The organism is Nonomuraea sp. NPDC050643 (assembly GCF_040654715.1).
GTDB lineage: Bacteria > Actinomycetota > Actinomycetes > Streptosporangiales > Streptosporangiaceae > Nonomuraea.
The window spans coordinates 282,976-307,345 of the sequence record NZ_JBFAIM010000007.1; the positions used below are offsets into that span (position 1 = coordinate 282,976).

Annotated in this window: 21 protein-coding genes; 14 read left to right on the forward strand and 7 right to left on the reverse strand. The window is 70.9% G+C overall.

Features of this window, described 5'->3' with window-relative positions; genetic code table 11:
- Positions 1-12 precede the first annotated feature (12 nt).
- On the forward strand, positions 13-726 hold the full coding sequence (locus AB0I15_RS12115) for a hypothetical protein (protein WP_358093566.1): 714 nt from the start codon (positions 13-15) through the stop codon (positions 724-726).
- Positions 727-737: 11 nt separating this feature from the next.
- On the forward strand, positions 738-1,814 hold the full coding sequence (ychF, locus tag AB0I15_RS12120; RefSeq protein ID WP_358093569.1) for a redox-regulated ATPase YchF: 1,077 nt from the start codon (positions 738-740) through the stop codon (positions 1,812-1,814).
- A 25-nt stretch (positions 1,815-1,839) separates the two neighbouring features.
- Here the strand turns inward: ychF and AB0I15_RS12125 are convergent, their stop codons facing one another.
- Genes AB0I15_RS12125 through AB0I15_RS12135 form a run of 3 tightly spaced genes read right to left on the reverse strand, consistent with a single transcriptional unit; the run spans position 1,840 to position 4,576 of the window.
- Positions 1,840-3,051 carry an FAD-dependent oxidoreductase gene (locus AB0I15_RS12125; protein ID WP_358093572.1) on the reverse strand — a complete coding sequence of 404 codons (1,212 nt, stop codon included), beginning with the start codon at positions 3,049-3,051 and terminating at the stop codon, positions 1,840-1,842.
- A 7-nt stretch (positions 3,052-3,058) separates the two neighbouring features.
- Positions 3,059-3,613 carry a TetR family transcriptional regulator gene (locus AB0I15_RS12130; RefSeq protein ID WP_358093575.1) on the reverse strand — a complete coding sequence of 185 codons (555 nt, stop codon included), beginning with the start codon at positions 3,611-3,613 and terminating at the stop codon, positions 3,059-3,061.
- A 9-nt stretch (positions 3,614-3,622) separates the two neighbouring features.
- Entirely contained in the window at positions 3,623-4,576 is a 954-nt protein-coding gene (locus AB0I15_RS12135) for an oxidoreductase (protein WP_358093578.1), read from the reverse strand.
- A gap of 93 nt (positions 4,577-4,669) precedes the next feature.
- Here AB0I15_RS12135 and AB0I15_RS12140 point away from each other — a divergent pair, with 93 nt between their 5' ends.
- The gene (locus AB0I15_RS12140; RefSeq protein WP_358093581.1) at positions 4,670-5,305 is read left to right on the forward strand and encodes a TetR/AcrR family transcriptional regulator; all 636 of its coding nucleotides are present in this window, start codon (positions 4,670-4,672) and stop codon (positions 5,303-5,305) included.
- Here the strand turns inward: AB0I15_RS12140 and AB0I15_RS12145 are convergent.
- A complete protein-coding gene (locus AB0I15_RS12145; protein WP_358093584.1) occupies positions 5,292-5,492 on the reverse strand; it encodes a hypothetical protein in 201 nt (66 codons plus the stop codon). The two genes, AB0I15_RS12140 and AB0I15_RS12145, sit on opposite strands and share 14 nt — an antisense overlap.
- A 194-nt stretch (positions 5,493-5,686) precedes the next feature.
- On the opposite strand from AB0I15_RS12145, the gene AB0I15_RS12150 reads away from it, so the two are divergent.
- The 11 genes from AB0I15_RS12150 (at position 5,687) to AB0I15_RS12200 (ending at position 20,826) form a co-directional block, all read left to right on the forward strand.
- The gene (locus tag AB0I15_RS12150; RefSeq protein WP_358093587.1) at positions 5,687-5,986 is read left to right on the forward strand and encodes a hypothetical protein; all 300 of its coding nucleotides are present in this window, start codon (positions 5,687-5,689) and stop codon (positions 5,984-5,986) included.
- Between the two features lie 616 nt (positions 5,987-6,602).
- On the forward strand, positions 6,603-7,334 hold the full coding sequence (locus AB0I15_RS12155; protein WP_358093589.1) for a conjugal transfer protein: 732 nt from the start codon (positions 6,603-6,605) through the stop codon (positions 7,332-7,334).
- Between the two features lie 81 nt (positions 7,335-7,415).
- Positions 7,416-7,661, forward strand: coding sequence for a hypothetical protein (locus AB0I15_RS12160; protein WP_358093670.1), 246 nt, complete (start codon positions 7,416-7,418; stop codon positions 7,659-7,661).
- A 54-nt stretch (positions 7,662-7,715) separates the two neighbouring features.
- Positions 7,716-11,114 carry a TcpE family conjugal transfer membrane protein gene (locus AB0I15_RS12165; RefSeq protein WP_358093592.1) on the forward strand — a complete coding sequence of 1,133 codons (3,399 nt, stop codon included), beginning with the start codon at positions 7,716-7,718 and terminating at the stop codon, positions 11,112-11,114.
- Between the two features lie 47 nt (positions 11,115-11,161).
- Positions 11,162-13,639: an ATP-binding protein gene (locus tag AB0I15_RS12170; RefSeq protein WP_358093595.1), complete on the forward strand. Its 2,478-nt coding sequence runs from the start codon at positions 11,162-11,164 to the stop codon at positions 13,637-13,639.
- Complete coding sequence (locus tag AB0I15_RS12175) at positions 13,636-15,918, forward strand: type IV secretion system protein (RefSeq protein WP_358093598.1); 2,283 nt, start codon at positions 13,636-13,638, stop codon at positions 15,916-15,918. The genes AB0I15_RS12170 and AB0I15_RS12175 overlap by 4 nt, the downstream gene beginning before the upstream one ends.
- Positions 15,919-15,921: 3 nt before the next feature.
- Complete coding sequence (locus tag AB0I15_RS12180; protein WP_358093600.1) at positions 15,922-16,548, forward strand: hypothetical protein; 627 nt, start codon at positions 15,922-15,924, stop codon at positions 16,546-16,548.
- Positions 16,545-17,639 carry a bifunctional lytic transglycosylase/C40 family peptidase gene (locus tag AB0I15_RS12185; RefSeq protein WP_358093603.1) on the forward strand — a complete coding sequence of 365 codons (1,095 nt, stop codon included), beginning with the start codon at positions 16,545-16,547 and terminating at the stop codon, positions 17,637-17,639. The genes AB0I15_RS12180 and AB0I15_RS12185 overlap by 4 nt, the downstream gene beginning before the upstream one ends.
- 13 nt (positions 17,640-17,652) lie before the next feature.
- Complete coding sequence (locus AB0I15_RS12190; protein WP_358093606.1) at positions 17,653-18,048, forward strand: (deoxy)nucleoside triphosphate pyrophosphohydrolase; 396 nt, start codon at positions 17,653-17,655, stop codon at positions 18,046-18,048.
- 64 nt (positions 18,049-18,112) lie between these two features.
- The gene (locus tag AB0I15_RS12195) at positions 18,113-19,447 is read left to right on the forward strand and encodes a hypothetical protein (protein WP_358093609.1); all 1,335 of its coding nucleotides are present in this window, start codon (positions 18,113-18,115) and stop codon (positions 19,445-19,447) included.
- A gap of 98 nt (positions 19,448-19,545) precedes the next feature.
- The gene (locus tag AB0I15_RS12200) at positions 19,546-20,826 is read left to right on the forward strand and encodes a hypothetical protein (RefSeq protein WP_358093612.1); all 1,281 of its coding nucleotides are present in this window, start codon (positions 19,546-19,548) and stop codon (positions 20,824-20,826) included.
- Positions 20,827-20,867: 41 nt separating this feature from the next.
- Here the strand turns inward: AB0I15_RS12200 and AB0I15_RS12205 are convergent, their stop codons facing one another.
- From AB0I15_RS12205 to AB0I15_RS12215, 3 genes are read right to left on the reverse strand one after another with little or no spacing between them, the layout of a single operon-like run.
- Positions 20,868-21,623, reverse strand: coding sequence for a succinate dehydrogenase/fumarate reductase iron-sulfur subunit (locus AB0I15_RS12205; protein WP_358093614.1), 756 nt, complete (start codon positions 21,621-21,623; stop codon positions 20,868-20,870).
- Positions 21,620-23,521 carry a fumarate reductase/succinate dehydrogenase flavoprotein subunit gene (locus tag AB0I15_RS12210; RefSeq protein WP_358093617.1) on the reverse strand — a complete coding sequence of 634 codons (1,902 nt, stop codon included), beginning with the start codon at positions 23,519-23,521 and terminating at the stop codon, positions 21,620-21,622. Before AB0I15_RS12210 ends, AB0I15_RS12205 begins: the two co-directional genes overlap by 4 nt.
- A gap of 12 nt (positions 23,522-23,533) precedes the next feature.
- The gene (locus tag AB0I15_RS12215) at positions 23,534-24,319 is read right to left on the reverse strand and encodes a hypothetical protein (RefSeq protein ID WP_358093620.1); all 786 of its coding nucleotides are present in this window, start codon (positions 24,317-24,319) and stop codon (positions 23,534-23,536) included.
- Positions 24,320-24,370 lie beyond the last annotated feature (51 nt).

A 24,370-nucleotide genomic window follows, 5' to 3' on the forward strand; every position in this document is an offset into this window, starting at 1 on the left:
CAGAGTACTGGGGTGGACACGCTACCGAAGCTGGCCGCCGCCGGCACCGCGGTGGGCGTCGGCCTGATCGCGCTGGCCGGGGCCGTCATCGCGGGCTCGGGCGGCGACCGCCCCCGCCCCGTGCTGCGCTGGACGCCGGGCGCGTGCGTCACCGACACGTACGCGCTGACCGCCTGCAACGGCGGTGAGTCGGAGGTGATGGCCGTGGCCCCCGACCCGCCGGGTCCCGGCGACTGCCCCGAGGACACCGACGACGTCCTGCGCACCGGCTCCGGCCGTACGGCGTGCGTGCGCAACTTCGTCGACCCCCACCCCGGCGCCCCCGGCGGAGGCGGCGGCCTGCTCAGGGCGGGCGACTGCGTCACGCTCGACGGCCGCGAGCGCGCCTGTGCGCACCCCGGCTGGTACGGCAGGGCCGTCGCCATCACGTCCGAGCCCGGCGCCTGCCCCGCGGGCACCCTCGACACCCTGGAGGGCGACTCCCAGGTGGTCTGCCTGGGCCCGGGCGGCCAGGTGCTCGACCGGGGCTCGTGCGTGGCCCGGCCGGCCACCGACGTGCTCGCCAGGTCGGCCGTCGCGCGTGTGCCGTGTGACTCGCCGGACGCCTGGGCCAGGGTGTTGTCGTTCGAGACGGCGCCCGCGTACTGCCCGCCGACCTCGCGGCGCTACCTTCGGGCCGCGGGAGCCTACCGTCCCGTGACCTGTCTGGACGTGCTGAGCAAGTAAACTCGCTCTTCGTGAGTCTCTCCATCGGCATCGTCGGCCTGCCCAACGTCGGTAAGTCCACGCTCTTCAACGCGCTGACCAAGACCGGCAACGCGCTCGCGGCGAACTACCCGTTCGCCACCATCGAGCCCAACGTGGGCATCGTCGGCGTGCCGGACGACCGCCTGCCCAAGCTGGCCGAGATCTTCGGCTCGGCCCGCATCCTGCCCGCCAAGGTCGAGTTCGTCGACATCGCGGGCCTGGTCAAGGGTGCTTCCGAGGGGCAGGGCAGGGGCAACCAGTTCCTCGCCAACATCCGCGACACCGACGCGATCTGTCAGGTCATCCGGGTCTTCAACGACCCCGACGTCACCCACGTGGACGGCGAGATCTCCCCGAAGCGGGACATCGAGACCATCAACACCGAGCTGATCATGGCCGACCTGCAGACGGTCGAGAAGGCCATCCCGCGCCTGCAGAAGGAGTCGCGCAACAACAAGGACAAGAAGGCCGCGCTGGAGGCCGCGGAGGCCGCGCTGGCCGTCCTGGAGACCGGCAAGACCGTCTTCGAGAGCGGGCTCGACGGCGAGGAGCTGCGCGAGCTGCACCTGCTGACGGCCAAGCCGTTCCTCTACGTGTTCAACCTCGACGCCGACGAGCTGACCGACTCCGCGCTCAGGGAGCAGCTCTCCGCGCTCGTCGCGCCGGCCGAGGCCGTCTTCCTCGACGCCAAGATCGAGTCCGAGCTGGTCGAGCTCGACGAGGAGGAGGCGCTGGAGCTGCTGCAGTCGGTCGGCCAGGAGGAGTCGGGCCTGCGCCAGCTCGCCAGGGTCGGCTTCGAGACGCTGGGCCTGCAGACCTACCTGACGGCCGGGCCCAAGGAGACCAGGGCCTGGACGATCCGCAAGGGCGCCACCGCGCCCGAGGCCGCCGGCGTCATCCACACCGACTTCCAGCGGGGCTTCATCAAGGCCGAGGTCGTCTCCTACGACGAGCTGGTCGAGGTCGGCTCCATCGCCAACGCCCGCTCGGCGGGCAAGGCCCGCGTCGAGGGCAAGGACTACGTCATGCGCGACGGCGACGTGGTGGAGTTCCGCTTCAACGTGTAGACGGTGTTCAAGGCGTCAGCGGGCTTCAACGCGTGAGCGGGGCGATGTGCTCGGGTCGTATCCCGAGCCCGATGAAGCGCCCCATCACGTGCCGCAGCGGCGGCAGGGCCCTGAACGCGGTGAAGATCGGCGGCACGTGTTGGGCGGTGTCGTCGGCCGCCCCCTTCGGGTAGAGGTCGCGCAGGATCCCGAGCTGGAAGGCCTGGGTGACCTTCGTGGCCCGCTCCCTGCGCGCCTGCACCGCGGCGAGGTCCGCCTCACCGGGCAGGCCCGCCCGCAGCAGCACGGGGCCGAGCAGGTTGGCGGTGGCGACCGCGTCCTGCACGGCCAGGTTGATGCCCACGCCTCCCGCCGGGGACATGGCGTGGGCGGCGTCGCCGATGCACAGCAGCCCCGGCCGGTGCCACCGTCGCAACCGGTCCACCCGGACGCTGAGCTGATGGACCAGGTCCCAGTCGTCGATCCGCTCGACGCGGTCGCGCAGCGCCGGCGCCAGGCCCGCCACGCGCTCCCTGAACGCCGGCAGCCCGGCCTGCCGGAGCTCCGCGAACGCGCCGGGCGGGATCGTGTAGGCGAGCTGCCAGAACTCGCCTCTGTCGATGGCGACGAGCGCGCCCTTGCCGCCCTGGAAGAAGGGCACCCGGTCGCCTTCGCGGCGGGGCAGGTGGAACCACAGCACGTCCATGGGCGGTGAACCGGCCGTGGGCTCCAGCCCGGCCCGGCCGCGGAGCGTGGAGTGGCGGCCGTCGGCGCCGATCACCAGGCCGGCCCGTACGTCGAGCGGCCCGTCGGCGGTGACGGCCCGGACACCGGCGACGCGCCCGTCCTCCATGATCAGATCGGTCGCCTCCGTGCTCCGCAGGAGCCGGAAGGAGGGGTGGGCGGCGGCCTTGCCGGCCAGGAAGTCGAGCACGTCCCACTGAGGCATGAAGGCGATGTACGGGCACCGCACGCGGAGCCGGGTGAAGTCGGCGAAGGTGACGGCCCGTCCGCCGATGCTCACGGTGACCTCGTGCATCCTGCTGTGCGGCAGGCCCAGGAACTCCTCGATCCAGCCCAGTTCGGCGATCAGCTCCAGCGTCGAGGGGTGGACCGTGTCGCCTCTGAAGTCCCGCAGGAAGTCGGCGTGCTTCTCGAGGACGGTCACCTCGACGCCCTGCCGGGCCAGCAGCAGCCCGGCCATCATCCCGGCGGGGCCACCGCCGACGACGACGCATCTCGTGCTCTCGGTACGCATCGAATCGTCACCCTTCCTCGGGGAACAGCAGATCGACCAGCCGTACGACGTCGACGGGGATGCCCATGCCGCGATTCACGGCCACGACGGAGAGCAGGGTCTTGGCCGCCGTCGCGACGTCGTGCGGGCGCAGCTCACCGGCGGCGACGCGCGCGGTCAGGAAGCCGCCGACGAGCCCCTGGCCCTCGGCCATGAGCTCGGCCAGCCCGGCCCGCGCCCGGGTGGTGCCGAAGAACACGGCCACGAGGTCGGCGTTGTCGGCGAGCAGGCGGTCGAACGCCTCCAGCAGCTCGGTCAGCACCTGCCTGGCGGGCCGGGCGCCGTGGTCGGCGGTCAGCAGCTCGCGCAGCCGCGGCAGGAACCCGCGCTCCGCCAGCAGCGCCTGGACCAGGGCCTCCTTGCTGTCGAAATAGCGGTAGAGCAGACCGGGCGTCACTGCCGCCGCCGCGGCGAGATCTTTGACGGAGGCGCCGTCGACGCCTTTCGCGGCGAAGACCGTCAAGGCCGCGTCGAGCAACTGCTCTCGCCGCCATTCGGCCTGTTCCTTACGTGTTCTGGCCATGCGGGCACTCTATACATTGAATGAACGTTTATTCAACCAGGAGTAGGTGACGCCGGTGAGACCCTCGGACAGCCGCCACAGCCGGTCGGCGGTGGCGGTGTCGCCGATGGCGCGCTCGCGGGTGCGCCGCGTCGGCTCGCCGCGAAGCTGCAAGGGGCCGTCGGGCACGATGTAGCTGCCTCCCGGCAGGTCCGGGACGGTCGCCGCGTACAGGGAGGTCTTGGCCCCTTCAGGGGTCGGGCGGAAGGCCGCGCGGACGAGCAGGCGGACGGCGCTCGCGTACACGGGGCCCCTGGCGCTGTTGGCGCCGCCGGTGAGGACGTTGCTGCGGGTGAGCCCCGGCGCGACGGCCATGCTGCGCAGCCCGAGCCCGGCGGCGTCGGCCTTGCGCTGCAGCTCCATGGCGAAGTAGAGGTTGGCCCGTTTGGACTGCACGTAGGCGAGCGGCGCGCGGTAGGAGCGCTCGGCGTTGAGGTTGTCCGGTTCGAAGCGGGCGAAGCGCTGGCCCTCGCTGCTGACCGTGACCACGCGCGGCTCGGGCGCGGCGAGCAGATGGGGCAGGAGCAGGCCGGTCAGGGCGAAGGTGCCCAGGTGGTTGATGCCGAACTGGGACTCGAACCCGTCGGCGGTCAGGGCGTACGGCACCATCGCGACACCGGCGTTGTTGACCAGCAGGTCGAGCCGGTCGTGGTCCCATCCGGCGGCGAAGTCGCGGATGGAGGAGAGGCTGGCCAGGTCCACCTGGCGCAGTTCGAGCCGCGCGTTCGGGATCTCGGCCCGCAGGCGGTCGAGGGCGGCCCGGCCGCGTGCGAGGTCGCGGCAGGCGAGGACGACGTGGGCGCCGCGGCGGGCCAGCTCGCGGGCCGTGACCTGGCCGATGCCGCTGTTGGCCCCGGTCACCACCGCCACTCGCCCGGACTGGTCGGGTATGGCGTGGAAGTTCCATCGGGGAGGGTTCGACATGATCGCCACCTTGGAGAGGGGAGGTAGCGCAACTTCATGTTGCGATAGATTGATCCTGCCCCTCTTCGGCCAATATCGCAACTTGGAGTTGCAATGGAGTTGGATCGTCCCACCGCCCGACCGGTCGGCCGCGGCGCCAAGGTCCGTGCCGCGGTCCACGCGGCCACGCTCGCCGAGCTCGTGGACAAGGGCTACGCCGCCCTGACCGTCGAAGGCGTCGCCCAGCGCGCCGGAGTCCACAAGACGACGGTGTACCGGCGCTGGGTGGACCGTGAGAGCCTGCTCACCGACGCCCTCTCCGAGCACCTGGCGACCGACATCCCCGTCCCCGACACCGGGGCCGTCGAGACCGACCTGCGGGCCCTGGCGCGCGCTCTGGTGCAGTCGTTCACGAGTCCGACCGGGCGGGCGATCCTGGCGGCCATGTTCACCGGCGCGGCCCACATCGCCGAGATCGCCGCGGCCAGGAGTCACGTCTTCCAGGACCGGCTCGTACGGGCCGAGCCCGTGGTCACGCGCGCCGTCGAGCGGGGCGAGCTGCCCGCCGGCACCGAGCCCGCCGAGCTCATCAAGACCCTCGCCGCGCCGATCTACCTGCGCCTGCTCATGACCGGCGAGCCGGTCGACGACGACACCGCCGAGCAGGCCGTGCGGGTCACGCTCGCCGCCGCGCGCGCCGGCGCCCTGCGGCCGGCGCGCGAAGAGGGCGCGGCCGTCAGTCGTGGATGAGCTCCTGGTCCCAGGTGCCGCCGCTGCAGATGGCCATGCCCTCGCCGACCGGGGTGATGGTGCCGCCGTCGTCGGTGCACTCGTCGGAGGTCACCCAGGCCGGCGCCGCGATGGCAGGGGAGATCCCGGCGAACGCGTACGCGGTGAGCGCGGCGGCGGAAACGAGGGCGGCGGCGAATCGTCGCATGTCTTGGAGTCCAATCACGTAGTGCGAGCTTTCGCTACGGTAGGTTACCGACGGCGAACGGCGGCGAAGCCCCCTTGGGCGACTGATGCCCGGCTACGGCCGGACGCTTGATCCCGGGACAACTGATGCGTCAACCACTTTGGGCCCCCGCGCGTCGAATCGTCACGGCGTTCACGCTGAATCGGGAGGCCCTCATGATCCGTCGCATCATCCGGAAACGACGCCCGGCGCCCACACTCACGGGCATCAGCCTCGAGGAGGAGCTGGCCCTGATCAGAGTCGAGCTCATGTACGGCCTGCGTGTGAACCGCGAGGCGTACCTCCGGAGGAAGGTCGACGAGCGCAACGAGATGGCGTCCCTGATGCGTGAGCGGGAGCCGGCCGAGATGCTGGCCGATCTGCGCGGCTCACTTGAGCGGGCGGTGCAGCCGACGGTGGTGGACCTCCACAGCAGGCGGCAGTCGCGGACCACGCAGGATCCGGAGCCCGCGTAGACGAACCTTCTCCGCCCGTGACTCATGCCGAAATCCGCAGGTCACGGGAGTCCATGCCTATTTTGGCCAGGAATCCGTGGCCGCCGCGCTACGCGATTTTAGGCGTCTGTCCTGGTCAAAAGCCGTTTCCGTCGGGAAGTGACGGGAATCGCCACTGTGGCCTCTCATACGGGCCCGGTTTGCCGTGGTGGACGGTCATGCCGCAGCATGGGCGTGGCTTTCCTGGAACAATGGCGGAGACCGGATAGGGTGACTACTTCACCGCGGATGATGGGGATCGGCAACGGACGACACCGCGCCAGCCGGGGGGATCGGCGCGAGCGGAGGCGTGATGGCTCGTAGGTCTACCGTCCAGCACGATCCTCGGATCGCTGACGGGCCCGGGCTTTCCGCAACCCTGGACACGGCTGACTTCGACGCGCCGCCGCCCCGCCGGCCGCGGCGCGGTGGCTGGTCCGGCGGCGGCGGACGGTGGCTGGTGTGGACCGGCCGCATCATTCTGTGGGCGCTTATTGTGGTTATCGTGGTGAATGGGATTCGTGCACCATTTGAGCGGTTTACCCAGCAAGGGGCGGTGGCGCCCAACGGTGTCGCGCAGGTGCAGCACGGTTTCCCCGTGGATCGTGGGATGGCTTTCGCCGCCCAGTTCGCCGGGGTCTATCTGAATTTCAGTCCGGAAGACGCGGCGAGCAGGTCGCGCAAACTGGCGGCGTTCCTGGCCCAGGGCATGGACCCGCAGATGGGCTGGGACGGCTACGGGAAACTGGCCGCCGTCGCCATCCAGCCCTACGACCTCGAGGCCACCGACGCCAAGAACGCCGTGGTCAGCGTGGCCTTCCAGTCAGGCCCGCGCCGGCTGATGCTGTCGGTGCCGCTCTACTACTCCGGTGACGACAACGGCAGGCGGTTCGTCGTGGCGGGCCGTCCCGCGATCCTGCCCGCCCCCGGCCCGGCCGACCTGCCCCAGGTGGCCGCGCCCGAGGCCGACGACGCGGCCGCCGCCGAACTCAAGCCCCAACTGGAGGGCTTCTTCAAGGAATACGCGTCCGGCAACGTGTCCGGGCTGCAGCGCTACGTCGCGGCCGGCAAGAGCCTGCCGAGCTTCGGCGGCGCGTTCACCTTCTCGCAGCTCAAGGAAGTCGTGGTGCCTGTGGGGGGTGCCACCAGAGAGATCCAGGCGGTCGTGGTGTGGGCCGTGCCGAACGGCGAGGCCCCGCCCACTCCCGATGCCACCGACCCCGCGGCGGTCGGGGGCACGCTGGAGCAGGCCTATCGTCTGACCGTCGAGAAGCAGGGCGACAAGTGGTTCGTCGCAGACATCCGCGGCGCCGGCCGGGTCGTTGGATAGAAGCACGGCCGCGCTGCTGATCGGTACCCCCCGGGAGGACAAACAGTGATCTTGAAGACCGTAGTGCTCACCTTGATCGAAATGACGCCGACCCCGACACCGACCGGCATTGACACCGGAGGGCTCGCCGACTTCCTGCGCGCGTTCTTCGCCCCGTTGTTCCTCGTTGTCGTCTCTGTGGTCGCGCTCTTCTTCCTCTTCACCCGTGAGATCACACGTTTCGTGCAGTTCCTGATACTGGCCGTGGCCATTGGGGTCATCTTCTACGTTCCCAACATCATCGAGGTGACAGCGAAGGCAATCGCCGGCGCACTGGGCATCAAGTAAGGGTTGAGACCGCTCCGTGGCGGTCATGTACGAGCGGGTGGAGAGGAGGACCGCGTGGACCTGCCCACGTATACGAACATCTGGCGCATCGAGAAGCGGCTCTACAAGCTGTACGACCTACGGCTGCCGATGCCGCTGCCCATCGTCTGGATCGGCGTCTTCGTCGGGGTGTTCGTTCCGTGGTCGCTCCTGCTGGTCCTGGTGGGCGTGCCGGTGGAGATGCCCTGGCACGTGCTGTTCCTGGTGCCGCCGGGGATCGTGACGTGGCTGTCGACCCGTCCCGTCATCGAGGGCAAGCGGCTTACCGAACTTCTGGAGTCCCAGCTTCGCTATCTCGGCCAGCCCAAGGCGTGGTACCGCATGGCGCCCTCGGCGGAGCCCGAGGCCGTGATGTTCTCCGGCCGCGTCTGGCGTACGGCGCCGGTGCGCGCCAAGTCGAAGGGGCCGCGCAAGGCCCGCCATCCGCAGCGCAAGCGCGAAGGCCAGCGGATCATCGGCCCCCGTCAGGTACGTCCCGCCGTCGCCGCGGCGGCGGCCGCGGCCGCCACGGCTCCTGTGGCGGAGCCGACGGGCACGACGCGCTGGGGCACCCGGCGCGGGACGGCGCCCGCTCTCAAGGCGCAGCTACGCCAGACGGCGACGGCCGCGGGCTCCGGGACCGCGGTGGGGGCCGGACGGCGCGAGGAGGCGCTCTCAGGCGGCTCCGGGCGGAGCCAGGACGCGTTGCTGGTGCCGGTCCGGGAGACGGGCTTCGAGGGGGGTACGCCGGACGAGCGTGAGCCCGCCGTGCGGGAGCGACGGTCCGGTGAGCGACGCTCCGGGGAGCGGCGGTCCAGTGAGCGGGAGTCCGGCGGCCGGGACTCCGGCACGCGGGTTTCCGGTGCGCGGGAGTCGGGTGCGCGGGATTCGGGCGGCCGGGATTCGGGCGGCCGGGATTCGGGCGGCCGGGGCGTTGCCGATCGTCAGGGTGCTGATCGTCAGGGTGCCGGGCGTGATGGCGGGCGTCCGGAGGTTGGGCGTGAGGAGCTTGAGCGGCAGGACGTCGGGCGTGGGGTCGCTGAGCGGGATCGCGCCGGGCGGGAAGTCGTCGGGCGTGAGGTTGCCGGGCGGGAAGCCGTTGAGCAGGAGGTTGCCGGGCGGAATGGCGCCGGGCGAGAGGCTGCCGGGCGTGGGGTCGCTGGGCGTGGGGCTGCCGGGCGTGAGGCGGGTGAGCGTGAGGTCGCCGCTGGGGCCCAGGGCGGGGTGGAGTTCGAGGGCACGCGTGGGTCGCACGGCGAGGTGAGCGCCGAGGCGCTGGCCGCGCGGGGAGCGGTCGTGCCGATCAAGACCGTGGAGAGCCGTAAGCCCGCCGCCGGCAAGCCGATCGACACCGAGGCGCTGCGGCGGCTGAGGAGGCTCGCGGCGAGTGCCGACGCGCCGGCCGAGACCGTGGAGCGGGTGGCGAGTGAGCGCCGGGAGGGCAACCGGCACGAGGACGAGGTGGCGCGAGACCAGCACCGGAAGGGGCAGCCGCCGCGGATCGGCCCGACCCTGGTGCTGTCGGGCACTCCCCAGGTCTGGCCGCCGCTCAACCCCAACGCCAAGCCGCTGCCCCGGCCGAGCGCCCGCAAGGACGTCCAACGGGACGTTCGCGACGAGGCGCCGGATGTCCGCGCCGAGACCCAAGGCATGACCACGGACGACATCGCGCAGCGGCCCGGCCGGGCGGGCGCGGACGTTGGCGCGGCCGAGGGCACGAGCGGCCAGGAGAGCACCGGCCTCCACGAGGTCACGGCTCTGCACCGCGCCGCCGAGACCAATGCCCGCAACGGTCGGGCAACGGACGACGACAGGCCCACGACACCGACCGACCGCACCGAACCCCCGAGAACCGACCGTGAGACGGCCACCGAGGACGACCGCGCCGGCTCCCCGAGGGCTGACGGCGAGTCGGCCGCTCAGCCTGGCCGTGCTGAATCTCAGTCGGCCGCTCAGGATGGCCACGCTGGATCCCCGAGGACCGACCGTGAGACGGCAGCCCAGGAGGACCGGGCTGGATCCCTGCGAGGCGAGCGCGAGGCGGACGCTCAGGATGGCCGCGTCGGATCCCGGAGGGGTGACCGTGAGGCGGCCGATCGGGACGGTCGTGTTGGGGCTTCGAGAGGCGACCGTGAGGCCGTCGTTGAGGGTGGTCGCGCCGGGGTCCCGAGGGGTGACCGTGAGGTCGTTGCTCGGGATGAGTGCGCCGGGTCGCCGAAGGGTGATCGTGAGACGGACGCCCCGGACCGTCGCGTCGCTTCGGGGATGGGTGAGCGCGCGGTGCCGGTGGATGAGAGGCCGGTGGAGGTTGACGAGCGCAGGGTGCCGGTGGCCGGGGAACGCGGTGCGCCGGTGGCACGGGAGCGGGCCCCGGAGGTCGCCGAGGTCCCGGAGGTCCCGGAGGTGGCCGGAGAGTCGTTCGTGCCGGTGGCCGAGGAGCGTGTCGTGCCCGTGCCGGTGCCCAGGCCCGGGGAAGGCCGGGTGCGACGGGTCGAGTCCGTCGTCGGCCGGGACTCCGGTGGGTGGCGGCGGATCGCGCAGGTCGTCGTCGGCGGGGGCGGGGTGCGTACCGATGGGTCGGAGATCGACGAGGCGAGGGCCAGGGCCGTGTTCGGCGGGTGCCGGAGGGTCGTGGTTCTGGGGTGCACCGGTGGCGCCGGGCAGAGCACGACGGCGCTCATGCTGGGGCACACCTTCGCCAAATACCGTGACGACAGGGTCGTGGCCGTCGACGCCAACACCGGCGGCAGCACCCTCACCAGCAAGATCCAGCCGGAGACCCCCGAGACCCTGACCTCGCTGCTGGCGGGGCTCGACCGGGTCAGCGGCTATCTCACCATGCGGGGCTACACCACGCGGACCGCCTCCGGGCTCGAAGTGGTCAGCGCGGACACCGACGCGGGCGCCGAGCAGCGCCTGGCGGATCGGTCCCTCTTCTCCGACCACCGGCTCGGCGAATCCCTGCGCCTGCTCGACCGCCACTACAAGCTGGCCGTCATCGACCCGGCCGCCGCCCTGGCGGCCAGGTTGCTGCCGTACGCGGATCAGCTCGTTCTGGTGGTTCCGGCGAGCGAGGAGGCGTCCGAGGCGGTGGCGATGACGTACGAGTGGCTCGACGGGCACGGCTGCGCGGAGTTGCGCAGGCGGGCGGTGATGGTGGTCAACGGCGTCAGCAGGCGTTCGATGACCGACGTCGAGCAGGCGGAGTCGGTGGCCAGAGGCAGGTGCCGGGCCATCGTCAGGGTCCCTTGGGAGGACGACCTGGCGCCCGACGGCGCGGAGGTCGTCGATCCCGGGCAGTTGCGCGCGGCCGGGCGGCGGGCCTATCTGGCCCTGGCCGGTGTGGTGGTCGCGGGCTTCGCGGCACAGACCGTACGACCGAGCGAAGAGGAGTTGGCGAGTGACCCCCCGGGCACGAGAATCGGTGAGCGATAAGTGAACAAGCGAGCAGGTCTGGCCCGTTCATGCGCCGAGGGGGCGGCATGAGCAGGGCGTCTCGAGCGCACCAGCGCCTCGCGGTCCGCTATTTCGACGATCGCATCCTGCTCACGGACACCTGCGCTTGGGCGTACTTCCGCCTTCCCACGGTCAGCTACGAGTTCGTCACCCCCGAGGAGCGGGAGGCGCTGGCCACCAACATCACGATCGCGCTGGCCGCGATCAGGATGCCTGACGCCGAGGTCCACCTGAGGGTCGCGCACCGCACCTACCCGGCGGCGGAGTGGGCCATGGCGTTGAACGCCACGTCCGACGAGGGGCCTGGCTGGCGCGACTACCTGGAGGAGATGTACCGGCACGTCTGGGCCAAGGACTTCTGGTCCAAGGAGGTCTACCTCGGCGTGCGGCTCGGGCCGCGGGGCAAGCAACTCGGCAGCGGTGTGCTCGCCCAGCTCTTCGGCTTCTACCAGCGGACGGAGAAGGCGCTGGGCATGGAGGACGACCACGTGCCCGACAGCGAGATCGGGCGCTGGACGGAGCAGGCGGAACGCCTCGGCCGGGCGCTCGCATCGAGCGCCCTCTATGCTCGCCACGCCACCTCTGTCGAGGTGGCGTGGTTGTTCCAGCACTCGGCCTCCGGCGCGCTGGGCGACCCGCCGCCGTCGGCGAGCCCGCGGCGGCGCTGGGGAAAGGGCGAGATCGAGTCGCTGGTCGAGGGGGAGATCCACAACGGCAGGTCGCTGCTGCGCATCGTGCAGCCGCAGGGCGAGTCGTACGTCGCCTACCTGTCGTTCGCGCGCTTCCCCGATCTGATGCCGTTCCCCGACGGCGAGCCGTGGCTGCACTTCGCCGACCAGTTGCCGTTCCCGGTGGAGGTCTCCTCCAGGATGCGGCTGATCCCGCCGGTCAAGGCGTCCAAGGATGTGGCGCGCAAGCTGGCGCACGCCCGCGACATGGACCACCACATCCGCGAGGCGGGCGCGGAGGCGCCGCTGGCGCTGGCCGAGCAGATCGACGCGGCCCGCATGCTGGAGCACGGCATCACCAAGGAGCGGCTGCCCTTCGTGTACGGCTGGCACCGCCTGATCGTGTCGGCCCCCAGCGAGGACATCTGCGTGCAGCGTGTCGAGGCGGTCGTCGAGCACTACCGTGACATGGGCATCGACGTGGTCAACTCGACCGGCGACCAGTTCTCGCTGTTCCGCGAGACGCTGCCGGGCGAGAAGGTCGGCGTCAACGCCTACGCGCAGCGCCAGCCGCTGCGGACGATCGCGGGCGGCATGGCCACGGCCACCGTCGACCTGGGCGACCGGCTCGACGACGGCAGTGAGGGCTGGCTGGGCCCGTACATCGGCGAGACCGTCGGCAGGGCGCGCAGCATCGTGCACTTCGACCCGCTGGTGGCGGCCACCCGCAACCGGCCCACCGCCATCGCGATCACCGGCGAGCCGGGCGGCGGCAAGACCACGCTCGCGCTGCTGATGATCTACCAGATGTCGCTGCGCGGCGTGACGGTCGCGGTGATCGACCCGAAGGGCGACGCCGAGTCCCTCGTGCAGCTCCTGGAGAAGCGGGGGCGCAAGGCCCGGATCATCCCGCTCGGCTCGGCGTCTCCCGGGCTGCTGGACCCGTTCTCGTTCGGCGACGACATCGCGGCGAAGAAGACCATGGCGACCGAGACGTTGCGGCTGCTGCTGCCCCGCATGTCGGAGGAGCGCGAGTCGGCGATGATCCAGGCGGTCGCCGCGGTGTCCAACGGCGACGACCCCTCGCTCGGCAAGGTCGTGGACTTCCTGGAGGGGGCCGACGACCCCGCCTCGAAGAACCTCGGCGCCGTGCTGCGCTCCATGTCGGAGATGCACCTGGCCAGGCTCTGCTTCGACCCCTCCGGCGGCGACCAGATCGACAGCGAGGGCTGGACGACCGTGTTCACGCTGGGCGGGCTGACGCTGCCCGACGTGGCGACGACCAGGGACGACTACTCCTACGAGCAGCGGCTGTCGGTGGCGCTGCTGTACCTGGTCTCCCAGTTCGCGCGCAGGCTCATGAACGGTCTCGACCGGCGCGCGCCCAAGGCGATCTTCCTGGACGAGGCGTGGGCGATCACCTCCACGCCCGAGGGCGCCAAGCTGGTGCCCGAGGTCAGCCGCATGGGCCGCTCCCGCAACACCGCTCTCGTGCTGGTCTCCCAGAACGCCGGAGACCTGCTGAACGAGCAGGTGACCAACTGCCTCTCGTCCGTCTTCGCCTTCAGGTCCACCGAACGAGTGGAAGTGGATCACGTCATGTCCCTGCTCGGGGTCGAACCGTCGGAAGAGCACAAGGCCGTGCTGCGCTCACTCGGCAACGGCGAATGCGTTTTCCGCGATCTGGATGGCAGGGCGGGCCGGATCGGAGTAGACCTGATCTCCGAGGAACTTCTCCGCTGGCTCGACACGAACCCGACGCACGACAAACCCGACGGCACCGGGCATGATGATCATCAAGGGGGCGTGGGCAGGGCGCAGGAGGTACGGTCATGAAGATCCGGCTATCCCGACGACTATCGCTGGCTCTCGCCCTCGTCACCGCCGTGCTGGTGGTGCCGCTCGTGGTGGGCGGGGTCTCCACGCCGGTCGCCGCGGCGCCCTGTGACCTGTCGGGCCCGCTCGAACCGGAGATGATCGGCAGCGGCACCGACGGCCTGATCCAGCCGCCGCCCCCCGAGGGCGGTCCGCAGGCGCCGACGACCAACTACGGCCAGTTCGGCATGAGCGGGCAGTTCTGGCACACGCACGAGCTGACCTGCTCCGACTACGTCGCCGTGCTCGGCAACATGTGGGCCAACGGCGTCTTCACCGCGGCCAAGGCCGTCGACAGGCTGACGATCACCACCTACCAGGCGGCGGCGACCGAAGGACCGCTCCAGTCCATCAAGGACGTGGTCGACGACATCGTCACCAACCTGTCCAACGCCATGTACTGGCCGTACCTGCGGCCGATCGTCATCCTCGGCGCGATCTGGCTGGCCTGGTACGGGCTCATCCGCAAGCGGGCCACCACGACCGCCGAAGGCGTGATCTGGATGGTCCTGGCGGTCACCGTGGCGGTCTGGTTCTTCAGCCGCCCCGGCGACTTCACCGGTCTGGGCAAGGTCGTCACCGACAAGACCGGCGAGGTCGTCAACTCGGCCTTCTCCGGCCTGCCCGGCGCCGGAGGCGCCTCCTGCCTGCCGCCGCCCGGCCAGGCCAACCCCCAGGTCAAGGCGGGCGGTTACGGCCAGACCGGCACGCCGGGGGTCGAGCAGAACGCCGACGCGCTGTGGTCGACGCTGATCTGCAAGCCGTGGCTGGTGGGCCAGTTCGGCACCGCCGACCCGCAGCAGCCCATTGTGCGCGACTGGGGCCGCAAGATGCTGGAATGGCAGTCGGTCCCGCCTGCCGTGGCCGGCCAGCCGGCCCCCGACCGGGGGGCCCGCCAGTCCGAATACGCCGCCCTGGCCGACAAGCTCAGGAACGACCCCCGCTACGCCACCTTCTCCGGCCGCGACTGGTCCAACCGGCTCGGCGTGGCCGTGGGCGCGTTCATCGCCGCCCTGGTGGCGGGGACGCTCATCTTCCTGGTGGCGGTCTCGCTGCTGGTGCTGAAGGTGGGCTTCCTGCTCCTGCTGATCCTGGGGCCGATCTTCCTGCTGATCGGCGTGCATCCGGGCAGCGGGCGCATCGTCGCCATGCGCTGGGTGGAGATGCTCATCGGCACGCTGCTCAGACAGGCCGTGCTGACGATCGTGCTCAGCGTCCTGGTGTACGGCTACGCCCTGATCATCTCCACGGCCATGCCCTGGGGCCTTCAGGTGCTGTTCATGGCGCTGCTGACGATCGCGGTGTTCTTCTACCGGCGCCCGTTCCAGCACCTGTTCGCCTCCATGAACGGCCACACGGTCGCCACCCGCATGCTCGGCGAGGCCGCGAGCTCGTCCGTGCTCGAGCGCTCCGCCGGCGCGCTGCCGCCGGTCGCCTCGGCCCGGATCGGCCGCTGGGGCCTGCGCAAGGCCGAGCCGCTCATCAGGGCGGCCGGTGCGGCCAACCCGGCGGGCGCGGCGGCCACGGCGGCGGCCGGGCAGGTCCGCGTACGCGGCGAGGAGGGCGAGGGCGCCGCCTCCGGCGCCAGGCTCCCGGCCACGGCGGCCCCGCTCGACACCGACCAGCAGGGCGGCAAGGCGGGCAGGGCGCCGCTTCAGCCGCGCAAGGGCACCGCGCCGCCGCTCAACCTGGGCGGCACGCCCACGCGCACCCGTGGCCCCGCGGCGGCAGGTCCCAGGGCGGCCAGCGCGTCCGGGCCGGCGAGCTCCGGCGGTTCGGGCAGCTCGGGCGGTTCCGGTGGCGGTGGCTGGTTCGGCGGCGGGTCCGGCGGTGGCTGGGCGCGGCGCGGCGGGTCGTCGGCCGGGACGCGGGGCGGCTCCTCCGGCGGGTCGCGCTTCGGTGGTTCGGGTGGGTCGCGCTCAGGTGGGTCGCGGTTCGGCGGGTCCGGTGGCGGCTCCCGTACGGGCGGCACGCGCTCACGTGGTTCCAGCGGCGGCGGCGGGCTGTTCGGCGGCGGGTCCGGTGGCTCCGGCGGTTCCTCGCGGTCCGGCGGATCGCGGTCGGGTGGCGGCTCGTCTTCCGGTTCCGGCCCCCGGATCTTCGGCTCCGACGAGCCCTCGTCCCGTTCCTCCGAGGCGCCCCCGCTCTGGCTGCGCGGCAGCCGCAACGGAGGTGGCTCCGGAGGTGACAGCCCTTCCGTGCCCTTCTGGCTCAAGCCGAGCAACCCGGACAAGGACTAGAACATGGCGCAGCCAGGTGACCGGCGCGGGGTGGCCTTCGCCGCCATCGTCGTCGTCATCGCAGCGGTCGGCATCTATCTGACGATGTGGCCCGACACGCCCGACCAGGCCGAGCCCGACTCCCAGGCCGGCCGCACCGCCGGCCCGGCGGTGGCGTCGAGCACGCCCCTGGCGACCGCGAGTGCTGCGCCGTTCGACGTCTACTCCTATCTGCCGATGACGAAGGAACAACTCGCCGCGGCGGCGGACCTGGCCGAGCGGTTCACCGCCGCCTACGGCACCTTCCGCTACGACGAGGACCCGGCGGCGTACGCGGACCGGGTGAAGGTGTACACCACGCCCGGGCTCGCCAACACGCTGACCAGGACGATCACCTCGGCGGGCACCGTCCAGCAGAACCGTGACGACCAGGTCGTCTCCACGGCCACGGCCAGGCTGAAGGAGATCCGGCAGATCGAGAAGTCGTCCGTCGTCTTCCTGATCACCGCGACCCGGCAGGTCGCCGCCAAGAGCGGTCCCAAGCACGTCAGCGAGGAGTACGCGGTGACGGTGAGCCAGTCCGCCTCCGACTGGCGGATCTACGACATCCTTCCCGCCAGCGCCGGTCAGAAGGGGGACGAAACGGGGTGAAACTCTCGCGGGCGCGCCTGGCGCTGGTGATCGGCCTCGCCGGTTTGCTTCTCCTCGTGGCGGTCATCCTGTCGCCCATGTTGCTCATGTCGATGCCGTCCTTCCTCGGCAGCGGCGGCGCCCCCACCGACTGCGAGGACACCGCCCAGGTCGAGGAGGCCTCAGACTCGGCCGCGTCCGACATCCCCGCCGAATACCTCGAGCTGTACAAGGAGCACGGCCAGAAGATCGGCGTGCAGTGGAACATCCTGGCCGCCGTCGGCAAGCGCGAGACCGACCACGGCCGCTCCACCCTGCCGGGCGTCCAGAGCGGCACCAACTACGCGGGCGCGGCCGGGCCGATGCAGTTCCTCATCTCGACGTGGGGCGGCAAGGCCAGGATCACGATGTCGTCGACGTTCAACGGCTACGCCTCCGACGGTGACGGTGACGGCGTGGGCGACGTCTACAACCCGGCCGACGCCATCCTGGGCGCGGCGAAGATGCTCAAGCGCAACGGCGCCCCCGAGAACGTACGGCGGGCGCTGTTCGTCTACAACCGGGCCTGGTGGTACGTCGACCAGGTCGAGGAGATCGCCAGGAAATACGCCAAGTCCGGCGACCTCAAGGTGCCGCCGCAGGCGTCGGAAGACTGCGACGAGCCGCTGATCGAGGCCGCGCCCAGCGACGTCGTGGCCAGGATCATGCAGTACGCCCTGGCGCAGCGCGGCAAGCCGTACCTGTGGGGCGGCACGGGGCCTGACTCGTTCGACTGCTCGGGCGTCATCTACGCCGCCTACCAGTCGGTGGGGCTGAGGATCCCGCGCACCACCTTCGGGCAGTGGCCGTTCGGGGTGAAGGTGTTAGAGGGTGAGGAGCAGCCGGGAGACCTGGTGTTCTTCAACGCCGGCCCGGGCACCTCGGCCGACAACCCCGGGCACGTCGGGCTGGTCGTGTCGAAGGGCAAGATGCTCGAGGCGCGGTGCCGGTTGTGCGGGCCGATCAAGGTCACGAGCTACCAGGCGCGCGCCAACCGGATCGGCTTCACCCGCCCCCTGCAGAACCCCGACGTGCTCGCGCAGCTCGAGAAGCTGCAGAATCCAACTCTATGAGGACATCAACTTCATGAGCGAAGTCGTGGTCGTGGCCGCGGTGATCGTCGACCGGGACGGGCGCGTGCTCGCCGCCCAGCGCGCGGAGCCGCCGGCGCTCGCCGGCGGCTGGGAGTTCCCCGGCGGCAAGGTGGACCCGGGGGAGGGTGAGGAGGCGGCGCTGGTCCGCGAATGCCGTGAGGAACTGGGCGTGCGGATCGCGGTGGGCGAACGTGTGGGCGGTGACTGGCCCCTGGCCCAGGGGTACGTGATGCGGGCCTGGCTGTGCTCGCTGGCCTCGGGCACGCCGGAGGCCAAGGAACACCTCGCGCTGCGGTGGCTGGCGCCTGGCGAATACTACGACGTCGATTGGCTGGGGGCCGACCTGCCCATCATGAAGACTGTGGAGAATCTACTGCTTCGGGATTAAGTGGTCCCTGTCTGTGACACAATGACTACTAGGCGTAGTTTTGTCATGGCGGGGGAGTTGGCTGATGCGGCGGGGCTGGATCATGGCCGGAGCGCTGATCCTGGTCGCGGTGCCGTCCGTGCCGGTGGCGGCCGCGGGAGTGTCGCTGGTGCTCGAACGGATTCAGGAGACCGGCGATGCCGGCCTGTGGATGAGGACCGGCGACGTGCAGCGGTTCCGGGTGCGGATCAACGGGATGGGCAGGGGGGCCAAGGTGGCGGTGGCGGCCAGCCCCATGGAGGCGTTGGCGGAGGTGGCGTGCGTGCCGTCGACCACCCTGGCCACAGGATCGGCCACTCCGGAGGCGAGCGGCACACCGGTGACCGACGAGGCGGGCGGCCTGCCCGCGCCTGTGTCGGACGAGGGTGAGGGCGAGCCCGCTTCGGGTTCCGGCGAGGCGCGGGCGCTGGCCCTGCGGGCGCTGGCCGCCGTGAGCGGGTCCGCCCTGGCTCCGCTGGGGGCGCGGGTGTGCGTGCTGGGCGCGGTCTCCGGTGATCGGATCGTGGAGGTCACGGTGACGGCGCCGCCGAGGACGAGGGAAGTGGTGCTGGCGGCGGTGAGCCGGATCAGGTCCACCCCGGGGAAGGAGCCGGCCACGACGAGCGCGACCGCCACCGTGCCGGTGCGGAACGAGATCACGGGCGAGGCGGCGACGTTCACCGGCCCGGCGGTGCGGGTGCCCCCCAGGGAACGGCACCGGCCCAGCGCCACGCCTCGGGCCGCGGCGAGCGCCCCTGCCACGCCTCAGCCCCGGACGAGCGCCCCCGTCCGGCCTCGGGCCACCATGGGCACGCCTGCCCAACCCCGGGCCACGGTGAGCGCCCCCGCGCTGCCCCGGGCCACCGTGAGCGCCCCCGCCCAGCCTCGGGCGCGGGCTCGGGTGAGCGGTCCCGCTGTCAGTGCGCTGCCGCGGGCCACGGTGAGTCGTCCCGCCGTCAGTGCCCGGCCCCAGGCCGTGGTGAGCGTCCCCGCTGTCAGTGCCCTGCCCGGGGCCGTGGTGAGCGTGCCCGCCGTCGGTCTCACGCCTGGGGCGTTGGTGAGCATGCCCGCCGTCGGTGTCCCGTCTCAGGGTGTGGCCGGGCTCATGCCGTTCGGTAGCCTGGCCCCGCCGGCCTCGGTGAGCGTGGCGCCGCCCGTGGTGGCCGGTGCGGCGCCGGAGGGGAACGACGAGATCGGGGAGGCGCCGTTGCCGTGGGAGATGGCCGCGTCGTCGAGACCGGTCCAAGCGGTCGGCTGGGTCAGCCCCATCGACGGCCCGCGGGCTCTGCCCATGGTCGCAGGGGGTATCGGAGTGCTGCTGGGAGCCCTGTGGCTCATTGTCACGGTACAAAAAGGCGGCAACCGGAGAAAGGTGTTGTAATTCCGTCTTTACTGTTACTTTTACCCGACTAGTATTCCCTTGACCATGGTTCCGGGACTACGCGGAGGGCAGCGGTGGCACGCACACGAGCGACAGCCGTGTCCGCTATCGTCCTGGCGCTCGGACTGACCGGCGCCGGAGCGACACCGTTCATCGTGCAGAGTGCGAGCGCCTCCGTGGCGGCGTACGATCCGGTCGATCCTTGTGACGTCGAAGAGACGTGTGAGACGACGCCGGAGGCCACCGTCACGGTGACCACCACTCTGGGCACGCCGACTCCTGAGGAGGAGCCGGAGACGACGGTCACCAAGACCGTCACCGCGTCTCCGACGAAGGCCACCAAGGCGCCCACCCCGAAGAAGAGCAGCACCCCGCCTCCGGCGCCGACCCCGGAGACCACGCCGACGCAGAACCCGCAGCCGCTGCCCACGCAGAGCGTGGACGTGCCGCCGGCGACCTCGACGTCGCCCACGCCTGAGCAGTCCGTCGAGATGCCGGCCATCGCGCCGAGCGAGACGCCTCCCACGACGCCGCCGGTGTCGGAGTCGCAGGCCGCCTCCACCGAGGAGGTGCCGCTCGAACTGCGGAACGCGGCGCCGGAGTTCGACCAGCGGACGCTGACGCAGAAGCTCAGCATCCCGGCCCTGGTGCTCGTCCTGCTCGCGCTCTTCGCCGTCCTGATCTTCGAGGGGCGGCTGCGCCGCATGGCCCACGCGGCGGCCGTGCGGAAGGCCGGGCCGCACGCCGGCCGGCCGGACGCGGCGCCCATGGGCGGCGGCTATCCGGCCGGGCCCGGTTACGCCACGGCGGGTTTCCCGGCTCCGGGTTATCCGGGCGGCACGGCGTACGCGCCCATCATCAGCTTCGTGCCGGTGCAGACCTATCCGACCGGCCAGCCGCAGTACTACCAGGACCCGAACCACCCGTACCCGCCCCAGGGGTACGTCCAGGAGCCCCCGACCGCGCAGGCCCCGCCGCCGGAGCCGGTGGTGCTGCACCCGGACGAGTTCGACTCCTACAGCCACGAGCCGCCCAGGGACCGTGCGCGCGACCTGTTCGAGCCGCTGGTCCCGGCGGAGCCGCCACCGTCCGACATTCCGCCGGGCGGCGCGAGCCCCTACGAGGGCGACCAGGAACTGCCGCTCGCCCCGGCCGCGGCGGCCGAGCCGGGCGACTCCGAGCCGTGGCAGGGCCAGTCGTTGTTCGAGCCGGCTCCCAGGGAGCCCGGGAACTACGATCCGCCGCCGTACCTGCCCGCCGACGTGCCCGCCGAGGGTGAGGCGACGGTGATTCAGCCGTTGCCCGAGCCGCCCCCGCAGCAGGAGCCGACCAAGGAGATGCCGGACTCCAAGCGCAGGCGGTTCGGCCGCAAGAAGTAGGCGAACGAGAAAGGGCGGGGGCTCCGGCCCCCGCCCTTTTCTCACTTCCCGGTGCGCTTGAAGATCTTGTTGCCCAGCCACACCAGCGGGTCGTACTTGCGGTCGACCACGCGCTCCTTCATCGGGATCAGCGCGTTGTCAGTGATCTTGATGTGCTCGGGACAGACCTCGGTGCAGCACTTGGTGATGTTGCAGAAGCCGAGCCCGTGCTCCTCCTGGGCGGCGTCCTGCCGGTCCGCCACGTCGTACGGGTGCATGTCCAGCTCGGCGATCCGCATGAGGAAGCGCGGACCGGCGAAGTTGGTCTTGTTCTCCTCGTGGTCACGGATCACGTGGCAGACGTTGTTGCACATGAAGCACTCGATGCACTTGCGGAACTCCTGGGACCGCTCGACATCGACCTGCTTCATCCGGTATTCACCCGGCCGCACGCCCGCGGGAGGCGTGAAGGAGGGGATCTCCATGGCCTTCTGGTAGTTGTACGACACGTCGGTGACCAGGTCCTTGATGACCGGGAACGTCCGCATCGGCGTGACCGTGATGGTCTCGTCCTCCTCGAAGGTGGACATGCGGGTCATGCAGCCGAGCCGCGGCTTGCCGTTGATCTCCATGCTGCACGAGCCGCACTTGCCCGCCTTGCAGTTCCACCGCACCGCCAGATCGGGCGCCTGCGTGGCCTGGAGGCGGTGGATGATGTCGAGGACGACCTCGCCCTCGTTCACCTCGACGGTGAAGTCCTCGAGCTTGCCCTCGCCGCCCTCACCGCGCCAGACCTTGAACTTTGCCTTGTAACTCATGACTTCGCTATCCCGTCGAACTCGGACATCTCTTCGTCGGTGAGGTACTTCTTCAGCTCGTCCCGGTCGAAGAGGGCGATCAGGTCGTCCCGCATGGACGGCTGGACCTTCTCCTCGACCGCGATCGTGTTGCCGTCGTCGCTGGAGCAGACGAGCAGCCTGCGGCGCCACTCCGGGTTCATCCCGGGGAAGTCGTCGCGGGTGTGGCCGCCGCGGCTCTCCTCGCGCATGAGCGCGGCACGCGCCACGCACTCCGAGACGAGCACCATGTTGCGCAGGTCGATCGCCAGGTGCCAGCCGGGGTTGTAGATCCGGGAACCGGCCGCCCCGACCAGATGCACGCGCTCCTTGAGCTTCTCCACGACCTGCAGGGCCTCGGAGACCTCCTCGGCCTTGCGGATGATGCCGACCAGGTCGTTCATCGTGCGCTGGAGCTCGTGGTGCACCTCGTACGGGTTCTCGCCGCTGCGGCCGAGGGGCGCCAGCGCCTCCTCGCGGGCGGACTCGACCTGCTCGGGCTCCACCTTGGGCCGGGCGGGCAGCCCGTCCACGTACGCCGACGCGCCCGCGCCCGCACGGCGCCCGAACACCAGCAGGTCGGACAGCGAGTTGCCGCCCAGCCGGTTGGAGCCGTGCATGCCGCCCGACACCTCGCCGGCCGCGAACAGCCCCGGCACCGCCGCCGCGCCGGTGTCGGCGTCCACCTCGACGCCGCCCATGATGTAGTGGCAGGTGGGGCCCACCTGCATGGGTTCGGCGGTGATGTCGACGTCGGCCAGCTCCTTGAACTGGTGGTGCATCGACGGCAGCCGCTTCTTGATCTCCTCGGCGGGCAGCCGGGTGGAGACGTCGAGGAAGACGCCGCCCTGGGGCGAGCCGCGACCGGCCTTCACCTCGGCGTTGATCGCGCGGGCCACCTCGTCACGCGGCAGCAGCTCCGGCGGGCGCCGGTTGTTGGCCTGGTCGGTGTACCAGCGGTCGCCCTCCTCCTCGGTGGTGGCGTACTTGTCCTTGAAGACGTCGGGGATGTAGTCGAACATGAAGCGCTTGCCCTCGGAGTTGCGCAGCACGCCGCCGTCACCGCGGACCGACTCGGTGACGAGGATGCCGCGCACCGACGGCGGCCAGACCATCCCCGTGGGGTGGAACTGGATGAACTCCATGTTGATCAGGCGCGCGCCGGCCAGCAGGGCCAGGGCGTGGCCGTCGCCGGTGTACTCCCAGGAGTTGGAGGTGACGACGTACGACTTGCCGATGCCGCCGGTGGCCAGGACCACGGCCGGGGCGTCGAAGAGGACGAAGTTGCCGGTCTCGCGCCAGTAGCCGAAGGCCCCGGAGATCGCGTCGCCGTCCTTGAGCAGGCGGGTGACCGTGCACTCGGCGAAGACCTTGATGTAGGCCTCGTGGTCGCCGTGCGTCTCGTAGTCCTCCTGCTGCAGGGCCACGACGCGCTGCTGCAGCGTACGGATGAGCTCCAGCCCGGTACGGTCGCCCACGTGTGCGAGTCGTGGGTACTCGTGCCCGCCGAAGTTCCGCTGGCTGATCTTGCCGTCCTTAGTGCGGTCGAACAGCGCGCCCCAGGCCTCCAGCTCCCAGACGCGGTCGGGCGCCTCCTTGGCGTGCAGTTCGGCCATCCGCCAGTTGTTGAGGAACTTGCCGCCCCGCATGGTGTCACGGAAGTGCACCATCCAGTTGTCGTCGGAGTTGACGTTGCCCATCGCGGCGGCCGCGCCGCCCTCGGCCATGACCGTGTGGGCCTTGCCGAACAGCGACTTGCAGACGATCGCCGTCCTCTTGCCCTGCTGGCGGGCCTCGATCGCGGCGCGCAGGCCGGCGCCGCCCGCGCCGATGACGACGACGTCGTACTCGTGGCGCTCTGTGTTAAGCGAGTTTTCCACTGGAACTGGTCCTTACGCGTACGGGAAGGCGATGATGCCCTTGGCCACCAGGCGGACGTACAGGTCGGCGCCCATGACGGAGAACATCGAGGCCCACGCGAGGGGTTGGTGCTTGGCGTTGAGCTTGGACACGAACGTCCAGGCCCGATACCGCAGCGGGTGACGGGAGAAGTGGTTGAGCCTGCCCGCCGTGATGTGCCTGCAGGAGTGGCACGACAGCGTGTAGGCGTTGATGAGGACGGCGTTGAGGATCAGGATCCAGGTGCCGAGGCCGTCGGGCTTGTGAATGAGCGCCAGGACGGCGTCGTAGGCCAGGACGAGGCCGATCACGATGGCCGCGTAGAAGAAGTAGCGGTGCACGTTCTGGAGGATGAGCGGGAAGCGGCGCTCGCCGGTGTACTTGCCGTGCGGCTCCTGCACGGCGCACGCGGGCGGCGACAGCCAGAACGAGCGGTAGTAGGACTTGCGGTAGTAGTAGCAGGTCAGGCGGAAGCCGCCGGGCAGGCCGAGGATCAGCAGCCCGGGTGGCAGGGTGTACCACTCGCCGAACGGGGCCCATCCGAACAGCCGCGCGCCCTCGGGACACGACTCGGCGAGGCAGGGCGAGGAGAAGGGCGCTATATACGGGTCGACGAAGTAGCTGTTGTCGAGAATCGCCCACACACCGTAGATGAGGAACGAGCTGAGCCCGAGGAATGTCAGGAGCGGGGCCAGCCACCATCTGTCTGTGCGCAGGGTGCGCACTCTGATCTGTGCACGCTGCCTTCTGACCGGAGCTTCGGGCGTCGTCTGGGTCATCGTGGACCTCTCCACCTCCCGCGGACCCGTCGCGCAGGGGGGTCCGTGGTG